The sequence below is a fragment of the Gordonia sp. OPL2 genome (assembly GCF_003797825.1).
GTDB lineage: Bacteria > Actinomycetota > Actinomycetes > Mycobacteriales > Mycobacteriaceae > Gordonia.
Genome location: NZ_RKME01000018.1, coordinates 22,673 through 42,652 on the forward strand (window position 1 = coordinate 22,673; position 19,980 = coordinate 42,652).

Here is a 19,980-nt window from a genome sequence, read left to right on the forward strand (position 1 = left end):
CATGCTTGCCGCTTTCTCACCGGGCAGCGACTTCAAGCGCTACTACCGCGGCCGCATGCCGCGGCTCGCCCTGGCCGTCATCATCGTGATGCCGCTGCTCTACGGCGCGCTGTACCTGTGGGCGTTCTGGAATCCGTTCAACGCGGTGGACAAGATCCCGGTCGCACTCGTCAACGCCGACCAGGGCGCCACAGTGGCGGGCAAACCACTCGACGCCGGTGAGCAGGTGGCGCAGGGGCTGATCGAGTCGAAACAGCTCGACCTCCATCTCGTGTCGGCCGAGGAGGCACGCGACGGCGTCGCACACGGCAAGTACTACTTCTCGATCACCCTGCCAACCGATTTCAGTGCCGCCGTCGCATCGCCGACGGGCTCGGACCCACGATCCGCCGAACTGATCTTCACCTACAACGACGCGAACAACTACCTGTCGACGGTGATGGGGCAGGACGCGGCGGAGCAAGTCGTGAACAAGGTGGGCGCCCAGGTCGGTGCGCAGACGTTCGACATCGTGCTCAACGATGTCAGCGGATTGATGCCCAAACTCAAGCAAGCGCAGGACGGGGTCAACGAGCTCAACGACGGCATGCAGACCGCGAACACGGGCTCACACGAACTGGCGACGAACCTGGTCACCGCCAAGGACGGCGCGGGCGAACTCGCCGGCGGTCTCACCCAGCTCGACACTGCCGTCACCTCGGCCACCGACCCGATCCTCAACGCGCTGAACAATTCCGGCGGTGGACTGTCGCCGGCCGAACTGAACACCACCGTGCAGCGTCTGAGCTCCACCACGTCGACGCTCAACGACCAGCTCGCTGTCGCGAGCAACACCCAATCGCAGGCCAGTCGGGTCGTGTCAGGCGTGGTCTCACAGTTGCGCGCGAACCCGGACCCGAACGTCCGACGGCTGGCGGATGCCCTGGCCCCCGCCCAGAGCTTCTTGACGACTCAGGGGCTCGGGCCGGACGCGAACAATCAACTGACGCAGGTGCGTGCAGATTCCCAGGTGCTGTCCCAGCAACTCGGCAACCCGCAGAGCCCGGCCCGAATCGCCCTGTCCCTCTTCGAGAGCGGCACCCTGCGCAACGACATCATGGCCGCCCGCGGCGCCGCCGACGAACTCAGCTCCGGCGCATCACAATTGAGTACCGGACTGGTCGAGCTCAGCAACGGGGCGAACCAACTCGCCGCCGGGACCACGCAGCTGGCGTCCGGCACCCAGGAACTCGCCACCCAGGTGGACGAAGGGGTGAAGGCCGTACCGCAGTGGTCCCAGAACCAGAAGAACGCGCTGGCCAACACGCTCTCACAGCCGGTGGCGCTCACCGAGGACACGCTCAACGAGGCGAAGACCTTCGGGACCGGGTTCACCCCGTTCTTCTTCGGCCTCGCGCTGTTCGTCGGCAGCATCATCGCGTGGATGTTGTTCACGCCGTTGCAGTCACGACCGATCGCCCAGGGACTGAGCTCGCTGCGCGTGGTGCTCGCGTCGTACGCGCCGACGTTCTTCGTCGGGTTCCTGCAGGCCGCGCTCCTGTACCTGGTCGTGGTGTTCGCCGTCGGCCTGCGACCTGCCCATCCCGTGGCCACCTTCGGGTTCATGCTGTTGATGGTCGCGGTGTTCCTCGCCATGATCCAGATGTTCAACGCCCTGTTCGGGCCTGCTGTCGGCCGCGTCGTGACCTTGGCGTTCCTGATGATCATGCTGACCTCCGCCGGCGGCATCTATCCCGTTCCGACGACGACGCTGCCGTTCCAGTACATCCACTGGGTGGACCCGATGACCTACACCGTGACCGGGCTGCGACAACTCACGCTCGGCGGTGTCGATCACAGATTCTGGATCGCGCTGGCGGTCCTGGTCGGCCTGACAGTGGTCTGCCTCGCGGTCTCCACCTGGGCGGCGAGACGCAATCGGCAGTACAACATGGACCGGCTCTACCCGCCGGTCGAGGTCTAGGAGGCCGACCGCCACGACCCGACTCACCGGACCGATCCCCGACATATCGACCCACACGTCCTTACCGTGATCGGTGACCGATCGCGATCCATCCCCAACGACCGTCGACCCGCACGAGGAGCAGACATGTCCGACCGCACGCACACCAATGCCCGACACACCACGAACATCGGTGAGACGCTTTCGCTGAACCCGGTGTTCGTCCGGCCGGGGGAGTCCACCGAGCTGCCGAAGTTCACCATCCCGGACGGCATGAGCCTGCCCGAGACGGCGTATCAGATCGTGCACGACGAGGCCATGCTCGACGGCAACGCGCGACTGAATCTCGCGACGTTCGTGTCGACGTGGATGGACGACGAGGCGCGCAAGCTCTACGCCGAGACCTACGACAAGAACATGATCGACAAGGATGAGTACCCGCAGACGGCGGCGATCGAGGACCGGTGCTGGAAGATCATCGCCGATCTGTGGCACGTCCCCGATGTCGAGAACTCGATCGGGACGTCGACGATCGGGTCGTCGGAGGCGGCGATGCTCGGTGGTCTGGCGCTCAAGCGGCACTGGCAGGCGCGGCGCAAGGCCGAGGGCAAGTCGATCGAGAAGCCGAACCTGGTGCTGTCCACCGCCGTTCAGGTGTGCTGGGAGAAGTTTCTGAACTACTTCGAGGTCGAGCCGCGCTGGGTTCCGGTCAGCGAGGAGCACTTCATCTTCGACGGCCACGACCTCGACAAGTATGTCGACGAGAACACCATCGGAGTGGTCGCCATCCTGGGCGTCACGTACAACGGACTCTACGAACCGGTCAAGGAGATCTCCGAGAAGCTCGACGAGATCCAGGAGAAGACCGGCCTCGACGTCAAGATCCACGTCGACGGCGCGTCCGGCGCGATGATCGCGCCCTTCTGCCAGCCGGACCTGGAGTGGGACTTCCGGGTGCCGCGCGTCGTCTCCATCAACACCTCGGGGCACAAGTACGGACTCGTGTACCCCGGTCTGGGCTGGATCATTTGGCGGGACACCGAGGCACTGCCCGAGAGCATGATCTTCCACTGCAGCTACCTCGGTGGGGACATGCCGACCCTGGCGCTCAACTTCTCGCGGCCCGGAGCGCAGGTGCTGTTGCAGTACTACAACTTCCTGCGACTCGGCCGCGAGGGTTACCGTCAGGTCCAGCAGGGCTCGCTCGATGTGGCGCAGTATCTCTCGGCGCGTATCGGCGAGATGGGGCCGTTCGATCTGGTGAGCAAGGGCGACACCATCCCGGTGTTCGCGTGGAAGCTCAAGAACGGCTACACCGACAAGTGGACCCTGTTCGATCTGTCGGATCGCCTGCGCATGAAGGGGTGGCTCGTCCCCGCGTATCCGATGGCCGATGATCTCGCGGACATGACCTTGCAGCGCATCGTCGTCCGCGCCGGGCTGAGTCACGACCTCGCCAACGCACTGTTGCGCGACATCGAGAGTGAGATCGCGTTCCTCGACAACCTGGAGGCGCCGATGCCGCGCGAGGGCACCGGGTCGCACTTCCACCACTGAGGGATTCTCGGGTCGGCGGGTCGTCATGACGACGATCCGCCACTCGTCGACGCCGGCCGCCGGAGGAGGAACCACCGATGAGCATCGCAGACGCCCCGGATCGTCGGCTGGGTGTGCTACTGACCCCCACGTTGCGGAAGCAATGCTGGGGCTTCATGATCGGGTCGGCTCTGTTCGCGCTCGGCGCGGCACCGGGGTTCGGCCACTGGGCCGGGGCGGCGGCGTCGAATCTCTGCTACTTCATCGGTGCGTGGTTCTTCACCGCGGCCGGTCTGGTGCAACTTCTGCTCAGCGGGGATCGGACGGTCGCCGTGCCCTATGGGACGGGTCGCATGGTGCGTGCCGAATGGCTTTGCGCCGCCTCGCAATCACTGGGGACGGTGCTGTTCAATGTCAGCACCACCGCGGCCATCGCGGCGCACTCCATCCCGGCCGAACGACATCTGGTCTGGAGCCCGGACGCCGGTGGGTCGATCGCGTTCCTGGTCAGCGGCGTTGTCGCCTATGTCGCCTTCTACCGGACGACCGGAACGTACTGGGCTCCACGGCAAGCTGATTGGTGGTCGGTTCAGGTCAACTGGATCGGCTGCGTGGCCTTCGCCGTGTCGGCGATCGGCGCCTACATCACCCCGGCCGGGGTCACGGTCGACACCGTCATCGCGAACGTCGGTACCTTCGTCGGCGCCCTCTGCTTCTTCGTGGCCTCACTCGTCGTCCTGCCACGACGGTCCTGACGCCACCGGAGGATTGTCGTGATGTCGCAGCAACGCCCCGACGACCGGCCGAACCGGCTCAGTACGGGACTCGTCGCGCAGTGGCGATCACGACTGGGTTCTCAGATCGGCGCTCGCGCACCCGATCCGCCGTTCCAACGTTGTGGGGTCGACGGTATGGCCGACTACAACCCGCTCGTCGAACTGAGTGCCGACGAACCGGACGAGTTCGGTGCGATGATGTACGCGCGCACCTTGTCGAAGGTGACCACCTACTGCGCCCTCCACACCCCGCTGCGGCTCGAGCGCACGTCGGAGCTGGTGCGCGATCGGCCGTATGAGAACCTCGTCGTGTTGGTGAGCTCCCTGCGCGGCCACACGACGGTCCGTCAGGGCACACGCGATTTCGCCTATCTCCCAGGTCAGCTGGTGTTCGTGAACTTCGCCGTCCCGTACAGCCATTACTGCGATTCGGTCACCGACCCGATGGGCCTCATCATCCCGATCGATCTGCTCGGTCGGCAACGGCACACCGCGGAGCGCGCCCGACGACCGGTCGCCTCACACACGTTGCTGTCGCGCGCGGCCGCCGGTTTCGTCACCCGGTTCGCGGTGGACACGGCTATCTCCGTCGCACCCGCACCGCCCCTCGACACCGAGCTCGCGGCGGTCGACCTCATCACCGCGGCCCTGGCCGAACTCAACTTCGAGAGCTATCGCCTCGAGGACAACGCGCTGTTCGTTCACGAGGCGGCGATGGACCTCATCGAACGACACCATCGGGATCCGGAGTTCTCCCCGGACGTGATCGCTGAGGAACTGCATCTGAGTCGCCGGCAGGTGTACCGCAACTTCGAGAAGGCCGGGGAATCGGTCGCCGGACTCATCGCGGCGCGCCGTGTCGAGACGGCGCGCGAAATGCTGGCGCTCGATCCCGACCTGTCGATCGGAGAGGTGGCGGTGGCGGCCGGGTTCCCAACCGTCGCCACGTTCCGCAACCGGTTCCGGTCGCACTACGGCGTCGGTCCCCGAGAGTTCCGCAAACTCGTCGAGGAGGGCGGCGTCGACCCGGACCCGATCCCCGGGGACGGGGATCGGTGACGGGCTCATGGCATCCCGACGATCTGGAGCTCACGGACATGTCGAGAAACATTGTCGAGAAGGAGAAACCGAAATGTGTACACGGGTGATCTGGCCTGACGCCAACGGTTCCGTCGTGGTGGGGCGGAACATGGACTTCCACAAGGATCTGATGACCAACCTGTGGAAGCAGCCGCGCGGGGTCAGCCGAGACGACGGGGTGACAGGCGCACTGACCTGGACCTCCAAGTACGGCAGCGTCATCGCCGCAGCCTTCGACATCATCTCGGTCGACGGTCTGAACGAGGCAGGGCTCGGCGGACATGTCCTGTGGCTCGCCGAATCGACGTACGGCGAGCACGATCCCTCGCGGCCGGCGCTCAGTCAGGCCGTATGGCTGCAGTACTTCCTGGACAACTTCGCGACGGTCGCCGAGGCCGTCGACTGGATCCGGGAGACCGATGTCCAGGTGATCCAGATGCCCGACCCCACCGGAGGGAATCCGCCGACCATCCATCTGGCCCTCGACGATCCCAGCGGTGACTCGGCGATCATCGAATACATCGACGGACACGCGAAGGTCTACCACGACCGCGGTCACCACGTGATGACGAACTCACCCACCTACGATCAGCAGCTCGAGTTGCTGAAGCGGTGGGAGGGCCTCGGCGGTGACGAGCCGCTGCCCGGAGACACGATGGCCGAACACCGATTCGCCCGGGCGGCCTACTACGCGAGCCGTCTGCCCCAACCGACCAGTCAGCTCGAGGCCATCTCCAGTATGTTCAGCGTGATCCGCAACACGGCCCAGCCGTTCCGGCTGCCGGATCCGGGAAAGCCGGATGCGTCGCAGACGATCTGGCAGGTGGTCCTGGACCTGACGAACAGGCGGTACGTGTTCGAGTCCACGACGCGACCGAACATCGTCTGGGTCGACCTCGCCGATCTGGATTTCGCCGAGGGCACGCCGCAGCTCAAACTCGATCTGCTGAGCAAGCTCTCGCTGGAGGGCGGAATCGCCGGCAATGTCGGCGAGCACTTCGCCGACTCCGGTTCGATGACGTTCCTGTCGTTCCAGCTCCTGGCCCAACTGGAGCAAGCGCAAAAGGCCCAGGATGCGCCTGCGTGACGCCCGTGGCCGACGGGCGGACGAACACCGGCCGATACCGGGATGAATTAGTCGGCACGCGTTGTTAGACTGAAGTGCTCGTCGAGAAATCGGCGGGTTCCTGTCTCGGGGCTGATCGGTTTCGACTGCGTGCGTCGAGGTAGGGGAAGCGTGTCGGTGCAGGCTGGAGACCACCGTAAGCGTCGCAGCAACCAATTAAGCGCCGATAAGAATCAGCGCGACTACGCCCTCGCTGCCTGATCAGCGACGGCTAGTCTGTCGGCCCGGGTCTGCTCCCAGCCCGGTCCCCGGCATCATCTCAGGGAGCTCACCGTCCTCGCCGGTCGCGGGTGGGGACGGGACAACCAACAGCGACTGGGATCGTCATCTCGGCTTGTTCGCGTGACCGAGAGATCCGAGTAGAGGCCTAGCGGACTGCACACGGAGAAGCCCTACTGACACGACGGAGGACCCGGGTTCAATTCCCGGCAGCTCCACGGCCGAGGCCCCCGATCCGGATTCCGGATCGGGGGCCTTCGTCATGAATCGTTCGTCATGAATCGTTCGTCATGAATCATTCGTCCGGATTGCCTCGTCCTGAGTCTCCGGGCTCCTACCGACGGTCACCGAGAGCGGACCGCCGCCAGCGACGAGCCGACGAACGCCAGTGCGGCTCCCTGCCACAACCGGATGTGGTCGAGCATGGCGTGATCGCCGTCGGCAACCGGTACGAAGGTGGCGTCCATGCCCTTCGCGGCCATCTCGCGCACGCCCTTCTCGGTCCGGCTGGGGTAGGTCCGCGTGTCGGCGGTGCCGTGTATCGCGACGACCCGGACACCGTCGCGGATGAATCGCCAATCCGCGTGCTGCCACCAGGGCGCCAACGCGAGAAGGCCGACCACTCGGTCGTCGGCGGCGAGATGAGCGCCGACACGGCCGCCCATCGAATGCCCGATGAGCACGACCGGCACCCCCGGGTACGACGCGGTGAGGGTCTCGAGCGCCTCGCGGGCGTGGGGCATCGGACTCGCCTGAGCGTCGTTCCAGCCGTACACGCCGTACCGGACCTGCCGGACGCGGACCGCGCGCCCGAAGCGGGCCCGGATCGACCAGGTGAACGGATACATCCGCAGCGCCGACGGCTGGCGTGGGGTGAACGGTCGGTCGCTGCGGTCGGTACCACCGGGCAACACGAGGACCAGCAGGGCGGGGGTCGTCGGTTCACGTTTCAGCACGGCACCTCGCAGGTCGGATCCTGATCACACTAACTGTTCGTTCGTTGTCGCCGATCGGATGGCTGCACCGGTGGCAGAATTGCGCCATGGCACATCCGAGAGCAGGAACACCGGCGCTTCCCGAGGATCTGATCGATGTCGAGGCCGTCGAACGCGCCTACTACGACACGGTGCCCGACCCCCACGACCCGCTCCAACAGGTGCTGTTCGGTACCTCCGGCCATCGCGGTTCCAGCCTCGACGGCGCATTCAACGAGGCACACATCCTCGCCACGACCCAGGCGATCGTCGAGTACCGCACCTCCGCCGGGATCACCGGGCCGCTGTTCATCGGTTTCGACACCCACGCCTTGTCGATCCCGGCGTGGCGCAGTGCGTTGGAGGTGCTGACCGCCAACGAGGTCACGGTCTACATCGCGGAGAACGAGAAGTTCACGCCGACACCGGCGATCAGCTTCGCGATCCTGAGGTTCAACCAGGCGAATCCCGGCGTGCTCGCGGACGGCATCGTGGTCACCCCGTCCCACAACCCGCCCCGCGACGGCGGTTTCAAGTACAACCCGCCGAGCGGAGGGCCGGCCGACACCAGCATCACGTCGGTGGTCGCCAAGCGCGCCAACGAACTGCTCGCCGACGATCTGCGCGGAGTCAAGCGCATCCCGTTCGAGCGTGCCCGGCGCAGCGAGTTCATCCACGAGTTCCCCTACACCGCGACCTATGTCGATCACCTGCACGAGGTCATCGACATGACCGCCATTCGTGACGCCGGCATCCGGATCGGTGCCGACCCTCTCGGTGGTGCCTCGGTCGGGTATTGGGCCGAGATCGGCTTCCGCTACAACCTGCAGAACCTGACCGTCGTCAACCCCACCGTCGATCCCACCTTCCGGTTCATGACGCTGGACACCGACGGCAAGATCCGGATGGACTGCTCCTCGCCCAATGCGATGGCGTCGCTGATCTCGGCCCGCGACAGCTACGACATCGCCACCGGCAACGACGCTGACTCCGACCGTCACGGCATCGTGACCCCGGACGCCGGGCTGATGAACCCCAACCACTACCTCGCGGTCGCCATCGACTATCTGTTCACCCATCGACCCGGGTGGAAACCCGGTGCCGCCGTGGGCAAGACGTTGGTGAGCTCGTCGCTGATCGACCGTGTCGTCGCGGGGATCGACCGCCGACTCCTCGAGGTGCCGGTCGGGTTCAAATGGTTCGTCGACGGTCTGCTGGACGGCAGCATCGCCTTCGGCGGCGAGGAGAGCGCCGGTGCGTCCTTCCTGACCTTCGACGGTGGACCGTGGTCGACCGACAAGGACGGCATCATCATGGCGTTGCTCGCCTCGGAGATGCTCGCGACGACGGGACAGACGCCGTCGCAGCGGTACCGCGAACTGGCCGAGCGCTACGGCGAGAGCGCCTACGCCCGGATCGACGCGCCTGCGTCGCGCGAGCAGAAGGCTCTGCTGGCCAAGCTGTCCGCCGATCAGGTCAGCGCGACAGAGCTCGCCGGTGAACCCATCACCGCGATCCTCACCGAGGCGCCCGGCAACGGCGCACCGATCGGCGGGCTCAAGGTCACCACCGAGAACGCCTGGTTCGCGGCGCGTCCGTCCGGGACCGAGGACGTGTACAAGATCTACGCGGAATCGTTCAATTGTGCCGATCATCTGGCCACCGTGCAGGCGCAGGCGCAGGAATTGGTGGACTCGGTCCTCGTCTGACCTGCACGCATCGTCTCAGGCTGTTCTCATCGGCCGGGCATTACAGTCATCAGGTGTGAGCAACAAGCGCAAGCCGGAACCGAAGACGTCGTCGAAGTACCAGCCGCGGGCCACGTCGAGCCGCACGACCTACATCCTGGCGGGTGCCGCGATCGTCGTCATCGCCGCTCTGGTGGTGGGTGGCGTCCTGTGGAACACCCAGCGCGACAAGGGCGGTGCCGACGAGGCCGTGCTCAGCGAGAACGCGGCGCTCATCATCGGAGCGCCGTCGGCGCCGCAGACGATCGATGTGTTCGAGGACTTCATGTGCCCGGTCTGCCGCGAGTTCGAGCAGCAGTCGGGCGCGGCGATCACCAAGGCGATCGACGACGGCCGGCTACGCGTGCGCTATCACATGCTGACATTCCTCGACGACGAGTCGTCGTCGGGCGACTATTCATCTCGCGCGGCGGGCGCGGCCCAGTGCGTCGGGTCCGGCGAGGACAAGGACGTCTTCTCGAAGTTCCACACCGCGCTGTTCGCCGATCAGCCCAAGGAAGGTGGCAGCAGCGACCTGAGCAATGCCGATCTGGCGCGGATCGCGGGCGCGCAGGGTGCGTCTGCGCAGACACAGACATGCATTTCCGACGGGGCGAAGGTCGACGAGGCCAAGGCCGCGGCCGAACAGTCCCAGACGCAACTGCAGAAGGCGGCAGGCCAGGTCGGGACTCCTACCGTCCTGGCAGGCGGTGAGCCCGTCGACGGCATCATGAGCGGCACGGGATGGCTCGATCAGCTCCTCGCGAACAAGGGCTGACGGGCGTCGCAGGCGATTTGGTCGGACTCCGGCCGATGGTGTAGTTTCGCCTTTGCCCATGAAACGGCGATGACCACTCTGGACAGGGTGTCACCGACGGGGCGACACAACTACACACGGGGCTATGGCGCAGCTGGTAGCGCACCACACTGGCAGTGTGGGGGTCAGGGGTTCGAGTCCCCTTAGCTCCACTGGCCGACACCCGTCGCGACCGTCAGGTCGCGGCGGGTGTCGTCGTTTCGGCGGGTGCGCGATGTCCTAGGGTGGCAGACATGGCCGACAGTCTCGGAGACCAGGATGTCCGAGTCGGGCACCCGGAGCGTGAGCGGGCGACCAGCTTGCTCAGTGACGCGTTCTCATCCGGGTATCTGGAGATCGTCGAGTTCGAGGAACGCACGGAGTCCGTCATCGCCGCCCGCACCCGCGGGGACCTGCGTGCGGTGCTCGCCGACCTGCCGAACGCCGGGATGCTGTTCCCGGACAGCCGCGCCGTCACGTCCCCGACCGATGCGCCGGTCGTGCCGACGGCACGCACGGAGTGGGACGTCGACTGGACGACCCTGCGACGCAAAGGCGGATGGCAGGTCCCGTCGGAGATCCTGGTCACCGGTTCCTGGGGCACACTCGATCTCGACTTCTCGAATGCGGCATTCACCACGGCGACAGTCGATCTGGCGCTTCAGGTCTCGACATGCACGGTGAAGCTGCGTCTCGGGGCCGACCACGAGGTCCGGACCGAGCGCCTGACGACGACCGGATGGTCATCGCTCAAGGACAAGGCCGGCCCGCCGACGAGGACCGGTGGGCCGGTGATCGTCCTGTCCGGCGCGCTGTCGGCGATGACCGGGCTGGTGATCAAGCGGGTGTGAGGTCCGGCGGAACATGCCACTGTCCGCGCATCGGGTGGTGCGCGACGACGTGGCCGACGTGGCCGGACGACACCGCTAGCCGACGCGTCGGACGACGGGCGGCACCCACGTCCCCTCGGTGATGCCGGACCGTCCTCCGTACGCCCTGAGGTAGAGCGAGAACGTGGTCGGTGGGGCTGGAAGCCAGTTGCTCTCAGAGTCCGGACCGGGAGATCGGTGCCCGACCAGGATGGTCAGCGATCCGTCGTCGTCGAACGCGAGGGTCGTGTTCTTGGTGCCGAGCGAGTAACGCCGCAACTCGTTGGGATAGAAGAAGTGGTCGTCGTCGTACATGGTGAGAGACCAGAACCCGTCGACCGGCGGTAGATCACCCGTCGCGAAGGTGACCGCGTAGGCAGCCGAACCGGTCAGTTGTTCGGAGTCGGAGTCGGTGTCGGTGTAGAAGTACTGGGTCTCGTTGGGACGGTTCTCGAACATGTTCGAGCGCGCCGTCGCCGCGCGGTTGTGGTAGTCCAGGCCCCACTGCGAGTTGTTGACCGACCGATTCCACCCGTTACCGGCGTTCTTGCCGTTGTACTTCCACTTCATGGCGTTCGTCACGAAGGACGAGTCGGCCGCGGCGAAGGCGGCATCGATGTGCGCCTTGATCTCCGGATCGGCGGCACCGGCCTCAAGGAGCGCGGTGAACTGGGCGTAGAGCGCCGTCTCACCGGCCTGCGGGCGGGTCGTGCGCAGCACTTCGCCGAGCTGGTCGAAGAACGTCTCCGGTCGTACCCACTTCGTCTCCCCTCCGCTCGAACCGGAGCCGGCGTCGAATGAGGGCACGTGCGCCCAGTCCTTGGCGCGCATCTCGCCGGTGAACTCGCTCAGGGGTAGACCATCACCTGATCGACGAGTGGCTGGATCGCGGCGCGGTCATCCGCTGTGTCGTCCATGAAGATCCGGGGTATGGCGTTGGCCAGCGCGGTCGGGCTGCGGAAGACGTCGACGATCCCGGCCGGGACCTCGCCGTCCCAGTTCGGTCCGACGAGCAGATAGTGCCCGGGGACGGAATCGTACGGCGACCCCAGATGGCCGAACTGGTCGGTACGGGCGTCGTAGAACGCATAGACGTAGAAACGGTCGCCGAAGTCCGGCACCTGGACGACCACCGGTTGCTCGTCCAGGGAGAAGAAGCCGAGTCCGTAGACGACGTCCTGATTCGGGCACGCGATGAAACGCTCGGCGGGTTCGATGTAGTCGTTCAACATCGCGATCTGTCCCGTGGGTGACGCGGGAAGCACACCACCGAGACGTCCGGGCTCCGGCGCCGCGCTCAGTCGCGCACAGCGGTTCATCATGTTCACCATCGGATAGCCCCACACGTACGCCAAGTGCGCCAGCGACGAGAGATAAGACGGCTCGAAAGCCGAGTCGCCTTGGGGCAGAGCCAAACTTGTGTTGTCGCTTGTCGAGCTCATCGGATGTGTCCTCCGTGGTGTATGGCGTGGCTGCCCCGACCGAGGCAACGCCTGACCGCCCTCATGCTAGTGGCGAGCATGGTGCCCGACGAGGCATCTGTGTGGACACGGTGTGGTGCCTGGCCTTCGTTCGTGGTGTCAGCGCGATCATCGGACCCGGAGCAGCGCGTCGGTGACCTCGGCGGGCCGGCTCAATCCCATCAGGTGGCCGCCCGGCACGATCATCGGCTCCACGCCCAGACGCTCGCGTGCGATTCGTTGCTGGAAGTCCGGTGGGAAGAAGCGGTCGTCACGCCCGCTGATGACCGTCACCGGGGCCGGCCAGGCGTCGAATGGGGTCTCGCACCCCATGATCGCGTCCGCCTGCTCGGGTTCGGGACGACTCATGGCCTCCGCCACGAGGTCTGCGGGTACGTCATGGAAGAACTCGGCCATCACGTCCATGTCGTCACCGAGGGCGCGGCCCTGCTCCGCGGCCAATGCGGCGCGGGCGGGTCCGGCGCCGCTTGTGGAGAACCAGTGGCCGGGGGTCTCGCGCGGGTGGGGGATCATCGCATTCGCCAGCACGATTCGCGTGGCGCCGACGCGGGCGGCCAGGATCGGGGCGGTGAACCCGCCCAACGAGAGTCCGACGACCACGATGTCGTCGTCGGAGATGATATCGACGCCTGCCGTGGCGAGCTGGTCGACGCATGCATCGGTATAGGTGTCGAAGTCGGCATCGGGGTCCGCAGCAGGAAGAGCGAGCGCGACGGCTCGGTGTCCGCGCCCGGTCAGTTCTGCGGTGACCCGATGCCAGTCCCACGCATCTCCGCCGGCCCCTGGGATGAGCGCGAATGTCGCCACCGGGTCATCGTAGGCCGGGTCGTATCGGTCACGACGCCGAACGATCCCTGCGGTCGCTCATGACGACAGGCCCCGGTCCGTGAGTACGGACCGGGGCCTGACGGGCTCAACGGTGGCGGGTGGCCCGCCGCGCCATGGACGGTCAGTGGGCGGCCTCGAATGCCTCGATGACGCTGAGCGGGATACGGCCACGATCGCTGACGTCATATCCATTCTTGTTCGCCCAGTCGCGAATCGCCTTCGTCTGTTCTTTGCTCCGCGTTGTCGAGATCGGCGTCGTACGCTTCGCGCCGCGCGATGAGGTGACCCGCGATACCGATACGTACTTCGTCAGTGAATCGCGGAACTGCGCGGCATGTTTCGCGGATGTGTCGAATTCGTATGTCTTTCCGTCCAGCGACCAGCGCACGGTCTCGTAATCGTCGAGGACCTTGCCGTCGATGTCATCAATGACTTGAACGATTTCCTTCTTCGCCATGGTGAACTCCCTGTCCTCGTGGTGAGAATCTGTTCTCGCGTGAATTGTCCCGACCAACGAGTCGTGGTACGCAAAGTCTGGGCTGACGGGCAACAACCTTTGATTCACTTTGTTGGTCGAATACATACTAGACGTCAAAAATTAAGGAGTTGCTGAGAACCCCCACCATTCCTCTGGGTATGCAAAGAACGCATCTTGGGGCATAGGTGGATCGATCACGAAGTAGGTGGAGGAGTGTTTCTGATCCCGGATTCAGAACGGTTTGCCGACCCGTCGTCGGCGGTCGTTGATCCGGGTATGCCGACCAGTGCGGCGGGCGCGCGGTCGGCGGCCTCGATGGCGCGGTAACCCGTTGGCGTGAGGGCGAATCCGGATTTCGAGCGCGACTCAAGACAGAACACTCCGGACACCTCGACAAGGCAGGAGAACCGCGACACGGAAATCGTGTACCCGTAGTCCACGATTGAACTCCGGTAGAGAACCGGATAGCGGTTCGAGCAGGCCCCGTCCTCGGCGCCATCCGAGTCGAGGGTGACGAGATTACCGGCCCAGCGACACGTCGTCGGCGTGTCGGGAGGTGGGTTCCCGCGCCTTTCGGTGTTGATGCGACAAGCCAGTGTTGCTGTTCCATTGGTTCCCGTCGAACAGTTCACGCTTCGACTGGGATTCGAGAAGTGAAACCGCGAGGTGTCGACCAATGCGGATTCCGGGGTGACCGACCCCTGGTGATACCGAGAATTGTCCACCCGTGGGGCGAGCGCGATAACCCGTCCGTAGGTCCAGTTGGGCAATGCGGCAACCGGTGTGTCGACGTCGGAGGGTTGCGATGCCTCCGTGGTGGTCGCGATCTCGGATTCCGTCGACAACACATCGGTGGGTGGGATCACGATCTCCGACGGTGTCGTCTCCGTCGGTACCGAGCACGCGGACAACACTCCCGCGGCGAGAACCGTGCCGACGACAATGCCCCAGATGCGTCGCGACCGGCGTCCCGGGTGTCCGTACCCTTGCACTGTGTCGACCCCCAAGATCGTGTTGTTCTATGTGTTCACGCCGTTGTCGGATCCGGAGGCGATCCGGCTGTGGCAGCAAGCGGTCTGTGAACAGCACGGGCTCCGGGGCAGGATCATCGTGTCACCTCACGGCATCAACAGCACGGTCGGTGGCGACATCACCCAGGTCAAAAAATACGTGAAGGCGACACGGTCATATCCCGCGTTCAAGAATGCGGACATCAAATGGTCGGACGGCGCCGGCGACGATTTCCCGCGCCTGAGCGTCCGAGTGCGGCCGGAGATCGTGACGTTCGGCGTCCCCGACGAGGTCGCGGTCGACGGAGACGGTGTCGTCGGAGGTGGTGCCCGACTCAGTCCGCAGGAGGTGCATGCTCTGGTCGCCGACCGGGGCGGGGAAGTCGTCTTCTTCGACGGTCGCAACCGGATCGAGGCCGAGGTGGGTCATTTCGACGGTGCCGTGATCACCGAGGCCACCTCCACGCGCGATTTCGTCCCGTTGCTCGACAGCGGACGCTACGACGACCTCAAAGACCGTCCGGTCGTCACCTACTGCACCGGCGGCGTGCGGTGCGAGGTGCTCACGAGCCTCATGCGCGCGCGGGGATTCCAGGAGGTGTACCAACTCGACGGCGGCATCGTGCGATACGGCGAGGAGTTCGGCGACGGCGGACTGTGGCAGGGCTCCCTCTATGTGTTCGACGATCGGATGACGATCGACTTCTCGGATGATGCGGCCATCGTCGGCAGCTGCGCCCGATGCGGCACTGCCACGAACGCGGTCGCCAACTTCCCGGATGCCCTGGGTCGTGAGTTGGCAGTGCTGTGCCCGTCGTGTCAGTCCGAGGTAGCCGGTGAGGCCGGTCGGGTCCACGAGACCGGCGGAACCGCCGAGAACGCACCGGGGATGCGGCAGCGGTGAGTCGTCGGCAGGTGCCGGTCATCGTGGTGGCCGGATTTCTGGGATCCGGGAAGACGACGCTGCTCAATCATCTGTTGCGTCGGGCGTCCGGATCGCGGATCGGGGTGTTGGTGAACGACTTCGGTTCCATCAACATCGACGCCATGCTGATCGCCGGGCAGGCGGACGGAACGGTGAGTCTGTCGAACGGGTGCATGTGTTGCAGCGTCGACGTCGACGGTGTCGAGGAGGCGCTGACCCGTCTGCTGCGGCCGTCGGCGCAGATCGATGCCATCGTGATCGAGGCCAGCGGGATCGCCGAACCCCGGGCGCTGATCCGGATGATCACCGGTTTCGCCGACCCGCGACTGCGCTACGGCGGTCTGGTCTACGTCGTCGACGCCGCACAGTTCGTCGATCTGCGTGCGCGCCATCCCGAGATCGACCGGCACATCGAGATCGCCGATCTGATCATCGTCAACAAGACCGACCTCGTCGGTGAGGCCGAGATCGCCGAGGTCCGTGCACTGGTGGCGGCGAGCAACGACACCGCTCCGCTGATCGCGACGGCCGATGCCGCCATCGATCCCGAGATGCTCTTCGACGCCCGCCGCCGAACGGACGACGCCGGGCCGCGCCTCGGGCAGCTGACGCTCGATGAGCTCCTGGCCGAGGACACATCGGAATCGCACGCGCACCCGACCACTGACGGTGAGGACCACCGAGGACACCTGCACGAGTCCTATCAGTCGGTCGAGTTCACCTCGGAGGCGCCGATGAATCCGCGGCGACTGGCCAGGTTTCTCGAACGGCCGCCGGTGGGGTGCTACCGCATCAAGGGGGTGGTCGCGTTCGACGTCCCCGGTCATCGGCAGAAGTTCGTGGTCCACGCCGTGGGCGGGTTCGTTCGCGTCGAGCGGCAGGCGTGGAGCGGGGACGAGCGGGTCACGTCCATCGTGGTGATCGGGGCCGGGGTGGAGCCCGACACGGTCCACACGGCCCTGACCGGCGCCGTCGACGACGGCACACCTGACGAGCACGGGATTCTCAGCATCACCCGGCACCTGGTCACAGCTCCCTAACGGTTTCGATCGGCCCAGGTCGCGAATTTTCCAAACAGGCAACAGCCTGTTTCACTTGTTACGAATGTGACTAATGTGGCCAGTGTTGCATCTTGGAAGGGAGTGTGGCGCCCGATCCGACCGCAGGTCGGCCGACGGCGTCCGGTGTGTGATGACCCAGCGACGCATGATGACCCAGAGCTCGACCACCAGCAGGGTGACCCGGCGTGACGGGACCGAGCGCGCCCCGACGCGTTTGTCGGGCGGCCCGACCGTCCGGGCCCGCGCGACCGACCGGCGGGGAGGGCGCATCCGCCGGCGGGCGTTGGCGACCGCCGTATCGGCGCTGACCGTCGCGGCCGGCTCGATCGCGATCACAACGGCGACGGCGCCCGCCGCGTCCGCGGCGCCGGGGGCGAACATCCTGGCCGGCAAGACGATCTTCCTCGATCCAGGTCATCAGGGCAGTGCAGCCGGGCACAGCCTCAACGCGCAGGTGCCCGACGGTCGCGGCGGGAAGAAGGACTGCCAGACCACCGGGGCCACGGGCGTGAACGGCGCCAAAGAGCACACGGTGAACTGGCAGATCACGCAGCTGGTGAAGTCGGGGCTCGAGAGTCAGGGCGCGCGTGTCGTGCTCAGCCGTCCCGATGACACGGGTTGGGGTGGATGCGTCGATCAGCGCGCGGCGGCTGCGAGTCGGTCCGGAGCGGCGGTGGCGGTCAGCCTCCACGCCGACTCGACGAGCGCAGGGTCCGACGGATCGAAGAAGGGCTTCCACATGATCGTCCCGTCCCTGCCGGTACCGGACGCGACGGTCAACCGCGTACAGGGTGGGGAAGGGCGCAAGGCGTCGTCGACGATGCGCGACGCCTTTGTGAAGGCGGGATTCCCGGCAGCCAATTACGCCGGCGTCGACAAGGGGATTCAGACGCGATCGGACATCGCCGCGGTGAACCTGACGAAGGTGCCCGCGGTGTTCATCGAGATGGGCAACCTGTCCAATCCTGGTGAGGCTGCGGCACTCTCGGGCAAGGACGGCCAACTCAAGTACGCCATGGCCATCACCGACGGCATCATGAACTACGTGCGTGGTCCGGCCGCTGCACCTGCGGCACCCAACAGCGCGGCACCCAACAGCGCGGCACCGAACACGTCGACACCGGGTGGGGCGTCGGGAACGGCGAACCCGCCGACGACGACGGCACCGAGCGGCACCGCCGACGACTCGGGTCTGGCGTCGGTGATCCCCTTCGTGCAGCAACTCCTCGGCACCGAGGACCCGCAGGCCATCGCCCAGTTGCTCCTCGGCCAGGGGCAGGACGTGTCGGCCGAGGTGCTGCGGGCCATGCTCTCCATCGTCTACGGGCTGTTCGGTGGCAAACTGCCGATCGGCTGACGGGCCCGGGCCGTCGTCGTCGAAGGTCGATGCCGGCGATCGTGATCGCCACTAGGGTGGGGCCATGGGGCTCAAAGATCTGATCGTGATGACGACGCCGGTGCCCACCCTGGCGGGCCGTACTGTCCTGATCACGGGCGCGGCAAGCGGAATCGGGCGTGCCACGGCGAAGGCTGCAGCGGCCGCCGGTGCGCATCTGGTGCTGACCGATCTCCATCCGGACGCTCTCGACACGACGGTGGCCGAGATCGGCGCCGACGGCGGCTCCGTCGTCTATCACCAGGCGGGCGACATCGCCGACCACGACTGGGTGCGGTCGTTCGCCAACCAGGTCGACGCCGAGGTCGGCGTGATGGATGTGGTGATGAACATCGCGGGAGTCTCGGCATGGGGGACCGTGGAGAACCTCGAGCATCGGCATTGGCGCACGATGGTCGACGTCAACCTGATGGGGCCGATCCACATCATCGAATGCTTTGTGCCGCAGATGGTCCGGCGCGGACAGGGTGGACACCTCGTCAACGTGTCGTCGGCGGCGGGATTGCTCGCCCTGCCGTGGCATGCGGCCTACAGTGCGAGCAAGTTCGGCCTGCGCGGTGTGTCAGAGGTGTTGCGATTCGACCTGCGCCGGCACGGAATCGGCGTGTCGCTGGTATGCCCCGGCGGCGTGGACACCCCGCTGGTCGACTCCGTCGACATCGTCGGCATCAACCGGGACGATCGACGGGTGAAGGCCGCGATCAACCACTTCCACAAGTCCGCGGTCACGCCGGAGAAGGCTGCTGATGCCATCCTGAAAGGCGTTCGCAAGAACCACTTCCTGGTCTACACGTCCTTCGACATCCGGTTCGGGTACTGGTGGTCGCGCAAGTTCGCACTGCCCTACGAGATCGCGATGCGCGTCGCGAACGACCAGTTCGACCGGCTGGCGAAGGCCGCCGCACGATCGTCGGAACACGCCGACCGGACCGCACCCGACGGCAGCGCCCCCGACGACACCGATGTCACCTCGGGATGACACGGGTCTTCCGCAAACAGCGTCGCGACGTCGACCCCGACTTCTTCCGTGCCGAGGCGGCCGGCCTGCGCTGGCTGGGCGCCGGCGGTGGACCGGTGGTGGACGTCATCGACGTCGGTGAGGACTTCATCGAACTCGCCCGCTTGGAGTCCGCACGCCCGACCAGCCGTGCGGCGCGGGCTTTCGGTGGTGCGCTGGCCCGGATGCACGACTCCGGTGCGGCCGAATTCGGCTCCGCACCCGAAGGTTTCGACGGCAGGCAGTTCATCGGTGAGCGACCACTGAGTTCGCGGACACACACCGGTTGGGGCGAGTTCTACGCCGCCGAACGCGTGCTGCCGTATCTCGGGCCTGCGATCGACGCGGGCAACATCGGCGCCGCCGACGCCGATGCGACGAGGCAGGCCTGCGCTCTCGTCGCCGAAGGGGTCTTCGACGACGGCGACGCCCCGTCCCGCATCCACGGAGACCTGTGGACCGGCAACGTCGTCTGGACCCCGGACGGCGCGGTCATGATCGATCCCGCCGCTCACGGCGGACACCGGGAGACCGACCTGGGGATGCTTGCGCTGTTCGGATGTCCACTGCTCGACGACATCCTGGCCGGCTACCAGGCGGAGCACCCGCTGCGGACGGGATGGCAGGACCGGGTGCCGCTGCACCAGCTGCATCCACTCGCCGTCCACGCCGCCGGACACGGTCCGTCGTACGGAACGGCTCTGGGTCGCGCGGCGCGGGCCTGCGTCGCGCTCGCCGACGGTGGGCGCTAGCGTCTGT

At 66.1% G+C, this 19,980-nt stretch carries 18 protein-coding genes, 1 tRNA gene and 1 other RNA gene; 15 read left to right on the forward strand and 5 right to left on the reverse strand.

Annotated features, from left to right (window positions below):
• The first annotated feature begins 1 nt into the window (after position 1).
• From EEB19_RS16750 to ssrA, 6 genes are all read left to right on the forward strand, one after another.
• Entirely contained in the window at positions 2–1,963 is a 1,962-nt protein-coding gene (locus EEB19_RS16750) for a YhgE/Pip domain-containing protein (RefSeq protein ID WP_187588297.1), read from the forward strand.
• Between the two features lie 126 nt (positions 1,964–2,089).
• The gene (locus EEB19_RS16755) at positions 2,090–3,499 is read left to right on the forward strand and encodes a glutamate decarboxylase (protein ID WP_187588299.1); all 1,410 of its coding nucleotides are present in this window, start codon (positions 2,090–2,092) and stop codon (positions 3,497–3,499) included.
• A gap of 77 nt (positions 3,500–3,576) precedes the next feature.
• Positions 3,577–4,233, forward strand: coding sequence for a hypothetical protein (locus tag EEB19_RS16760; RefSeq protein ID WP_187588301.1), 657 nt, complete (start codon positions 3,577–3,579; stop codon positions 4,231–4,233).
• 21 nt (positions 4,234–4,254) lie between these two features.
• On the forward strand, positions 4,255–5,313 hold the full coding sequence (locus tag EEB19_RS16765; RefSeq protein WP_187588304.1) for an AraC family transcriptional regulator: 1,059 nt from the start codon (positions 4,255–4,257) through the stop codon (positions 5,311–5,313).
• 73 nt (positions 5,314–5,386) lie between these two features.
• Positions 5,387–6,421 carry a linear amide C-N hydrolase gene (locus EEB19_RS16770; protein WP_187588306.1) on the forward strand — a complete coding sequence of 345 codons (1,035 nt, stop codon included), beginning with the start codon at positions 5,387–5,389 and terminating at the stop codon, positions 6,419–6,421.
• A 107-nt stretch (positions 6,422–6,528) separates the two neighbouring features.
• Positions 6,529–6,900, forward strand: a transfer-messenger RNA (tmRNA) gene (gene ssrA, locus EEB19_RS16775).
• Positions 6,901–7,023: 123 nt separating this feature from the next.
• On the opposite strand, the gene EEB19_RS16780 is transcribed toward ssrA, so the two are convergent.
• On the reverse strand, positions 7,024–7,635 hold the full coding sequence (locus tag EEB19_RS16780; protein ID WP_187588308.1) for an alpha/beta hydrolase: 612 nt from the start codon (positions 7,633–7,635) through the stop codon (positions 7,024–7,026).
• An 86-nt stretch (positions 7,636–7,721) separates the two neighbouring features.
• Here EEB19_RS16780 and pgm point away from each other — a divergent pair, with 86 nt between their 5' ends.
• From pgm to EEB19_RS16800, 4 genes are all read left to right on the forward strand, one after another.
• Positions 7,722–9,362: a phosphoglucomutase (alpha-D-glucose-1,6-bisphosphate-dependent) gene (gene pgm / locus EEB19_RS16785; protein WP_187588310.1), complete on the forward strand. Its 1,641-nt coding sequence runs from the start codon at positions 7,722–7,724 to the stop codon at positions 9,360–9,362.
• Between the two features lie 55 nt (positions 9,363–9,417).
• Positions 9,418–10,158: a thioredoxin domain-containing protein gene (locus tag EEB19_RS16790; RefSeq protein WP_187588312.1), complete on the forward strand. Its 741-nt coding sequence runs from the start codon at positions 9,418–9,420 to the stop codon at positions 10,156–10,158.
• 118 nt (positions 10,159–10,276) lie between these two features.
• Positions 10,277–10,349: transfer RNA gene (locus tag EEB19_RS16795), tRNA-Ala, on the forward strand.
• 81 nt (positions 10,350–10,430) lie between these two features.
• Entirely contained in the window at positions 10,431–11,027 is a 597-nt protein-coding gene (locus tag EEB19_RS16800; RefSeq protein ID WP_187588314.1) for a DUF1707 domain-containing protein, read from the forward strand.
• 75 nt (positions 11,028–11,102) lie between these two features.
• Here EEB19_RS16800 and EEB19_RS26970 read toward each other — a convergent pair whose 3' ends face one another.
• The 4 genes from EEB19_RS26970 to EEB19_RS16815 all read right to left on the reverse strand — a co-directional run bounded on the left by EEB19_RS26970 (position 11,103) and on the right by EEB19_RS16815 (position 13,811).
• Entirely contained in the window at positions 11,103–11,852 is a 750-nt protein-coding gene (locus EEB19_RS26970) for a DUF1214 domain-containing protein (RefSeq protein ID WP_262365720.1), read from the reverse strand.
• Between the two features lie 41 nt (positions 11,853–11,893).
• Positions 11,894–12,487 carry a DUF1254 domain-containing protein gene (locus EEB19_RS26975; RefSeq protein ID WP_262365721.1) on the reverse strand — a complete coding sequence of 198 codons (594 nt, stop codon included), beginning with the start codon at positions 12,485–12,487 and terminating at the stop codon, positions 11,894–11,896.
• 147 nt (positions 12,488–12,634) lie between these two features.
• Complete coding sequence (locus tag EEB19_RS16810; protein WP_187588316.1) at positions 12,635–13,333, reverse strand: alpha/beta fold hydrolase; 699 nt, start codon at positions 13,331–13,333, stop codon at positions 12,635–12,637.
• Positions 13,334–13,475: 142 nt separating this feature from the next.
• On the reverse strand, positions 13,476–13,811 hold the full coding sequence (locus EEB19_RS16815) for an Lsr2 family protein (protein ID WP_187588318.1): 336 nt from the start codon (positions 13,809–13,811) through the stop codon (positions 13,476–13,478).
• A 1,014-nt stretch (positions 13,812–14,825) separates the two neighbouring features.
• Here EEB19_RS16815 and EEB19_RS16820 point away from each other — a divergent pair.
• The 5 genes from EEB19_RS16820 (at position 14,826) to EEB19_RS16840 (ending at position 19,973) form a co-directional block, all read left to right on the forward strand.
• The gene (locus tag EEB19_RS16820; RefSeq protein WP_187588320.1) at positions 14,826–15,746 is read left to right on the forward strand and encodes a rhodanese-related sulfurtransferase; all 921 of its coding nucleotides are present in this window, start codon (positions 14,826–14,828) and stop codon (positions 15,744–15,746) included.
• Complete coding sequence (locus tag EEB19_RS16825) at positions 15,743–16,807, forward strand: GTP-binding protein (RefSeq protein ID WP_187588322.1); 1,065 nt, start codon at positions 15,743–15,745, stop codon at positions 16,805–16,807. Before EEB19_RS16820 ends, EEB19_RS16825 begins: the two co-directional genes overlap by 4 nt.
• A gap of 166 nt (positions 16,808–16,973) precedes the next feature.
• Positions 16,974–18,185, forward strand: a complete 1,212-nt coding sequence (locus EEB19_RS16830; protein WP_262365722.1) for an N-acetylmuramoyl-L-alanine amidase — start codon at positions 16,974–16,976, stop codon at positions 18,183–18,185.
• A gap of 64 nt (positions 18,186–18,249) precedes the next feature.
• Positions 18,250–19,203, forward strand: a complete 954-nt coding sequence (locus EEB19_RS16835; protein ID WP_187588324.1) for an SDR family oxidoreductase — start codon at positions 18,250–18,252, stop codon at positions 19,201–19,203.
• A complete protein-coding gene (locus tag EEB19_RS16840; protein ID WP_187588325.1) occupies positions 19,200–19,973 on the forward strand; it encodes a fructosamine kinase family protein in 774 nt (257 codons plus the stop codon). Before EEB19_RS16835 ends, EEB19_RS16840 begins: the two co-directional genes overlap by 4 nt.
• Positions 19,974–19,980: the final 7 nt, after the last annotated feature.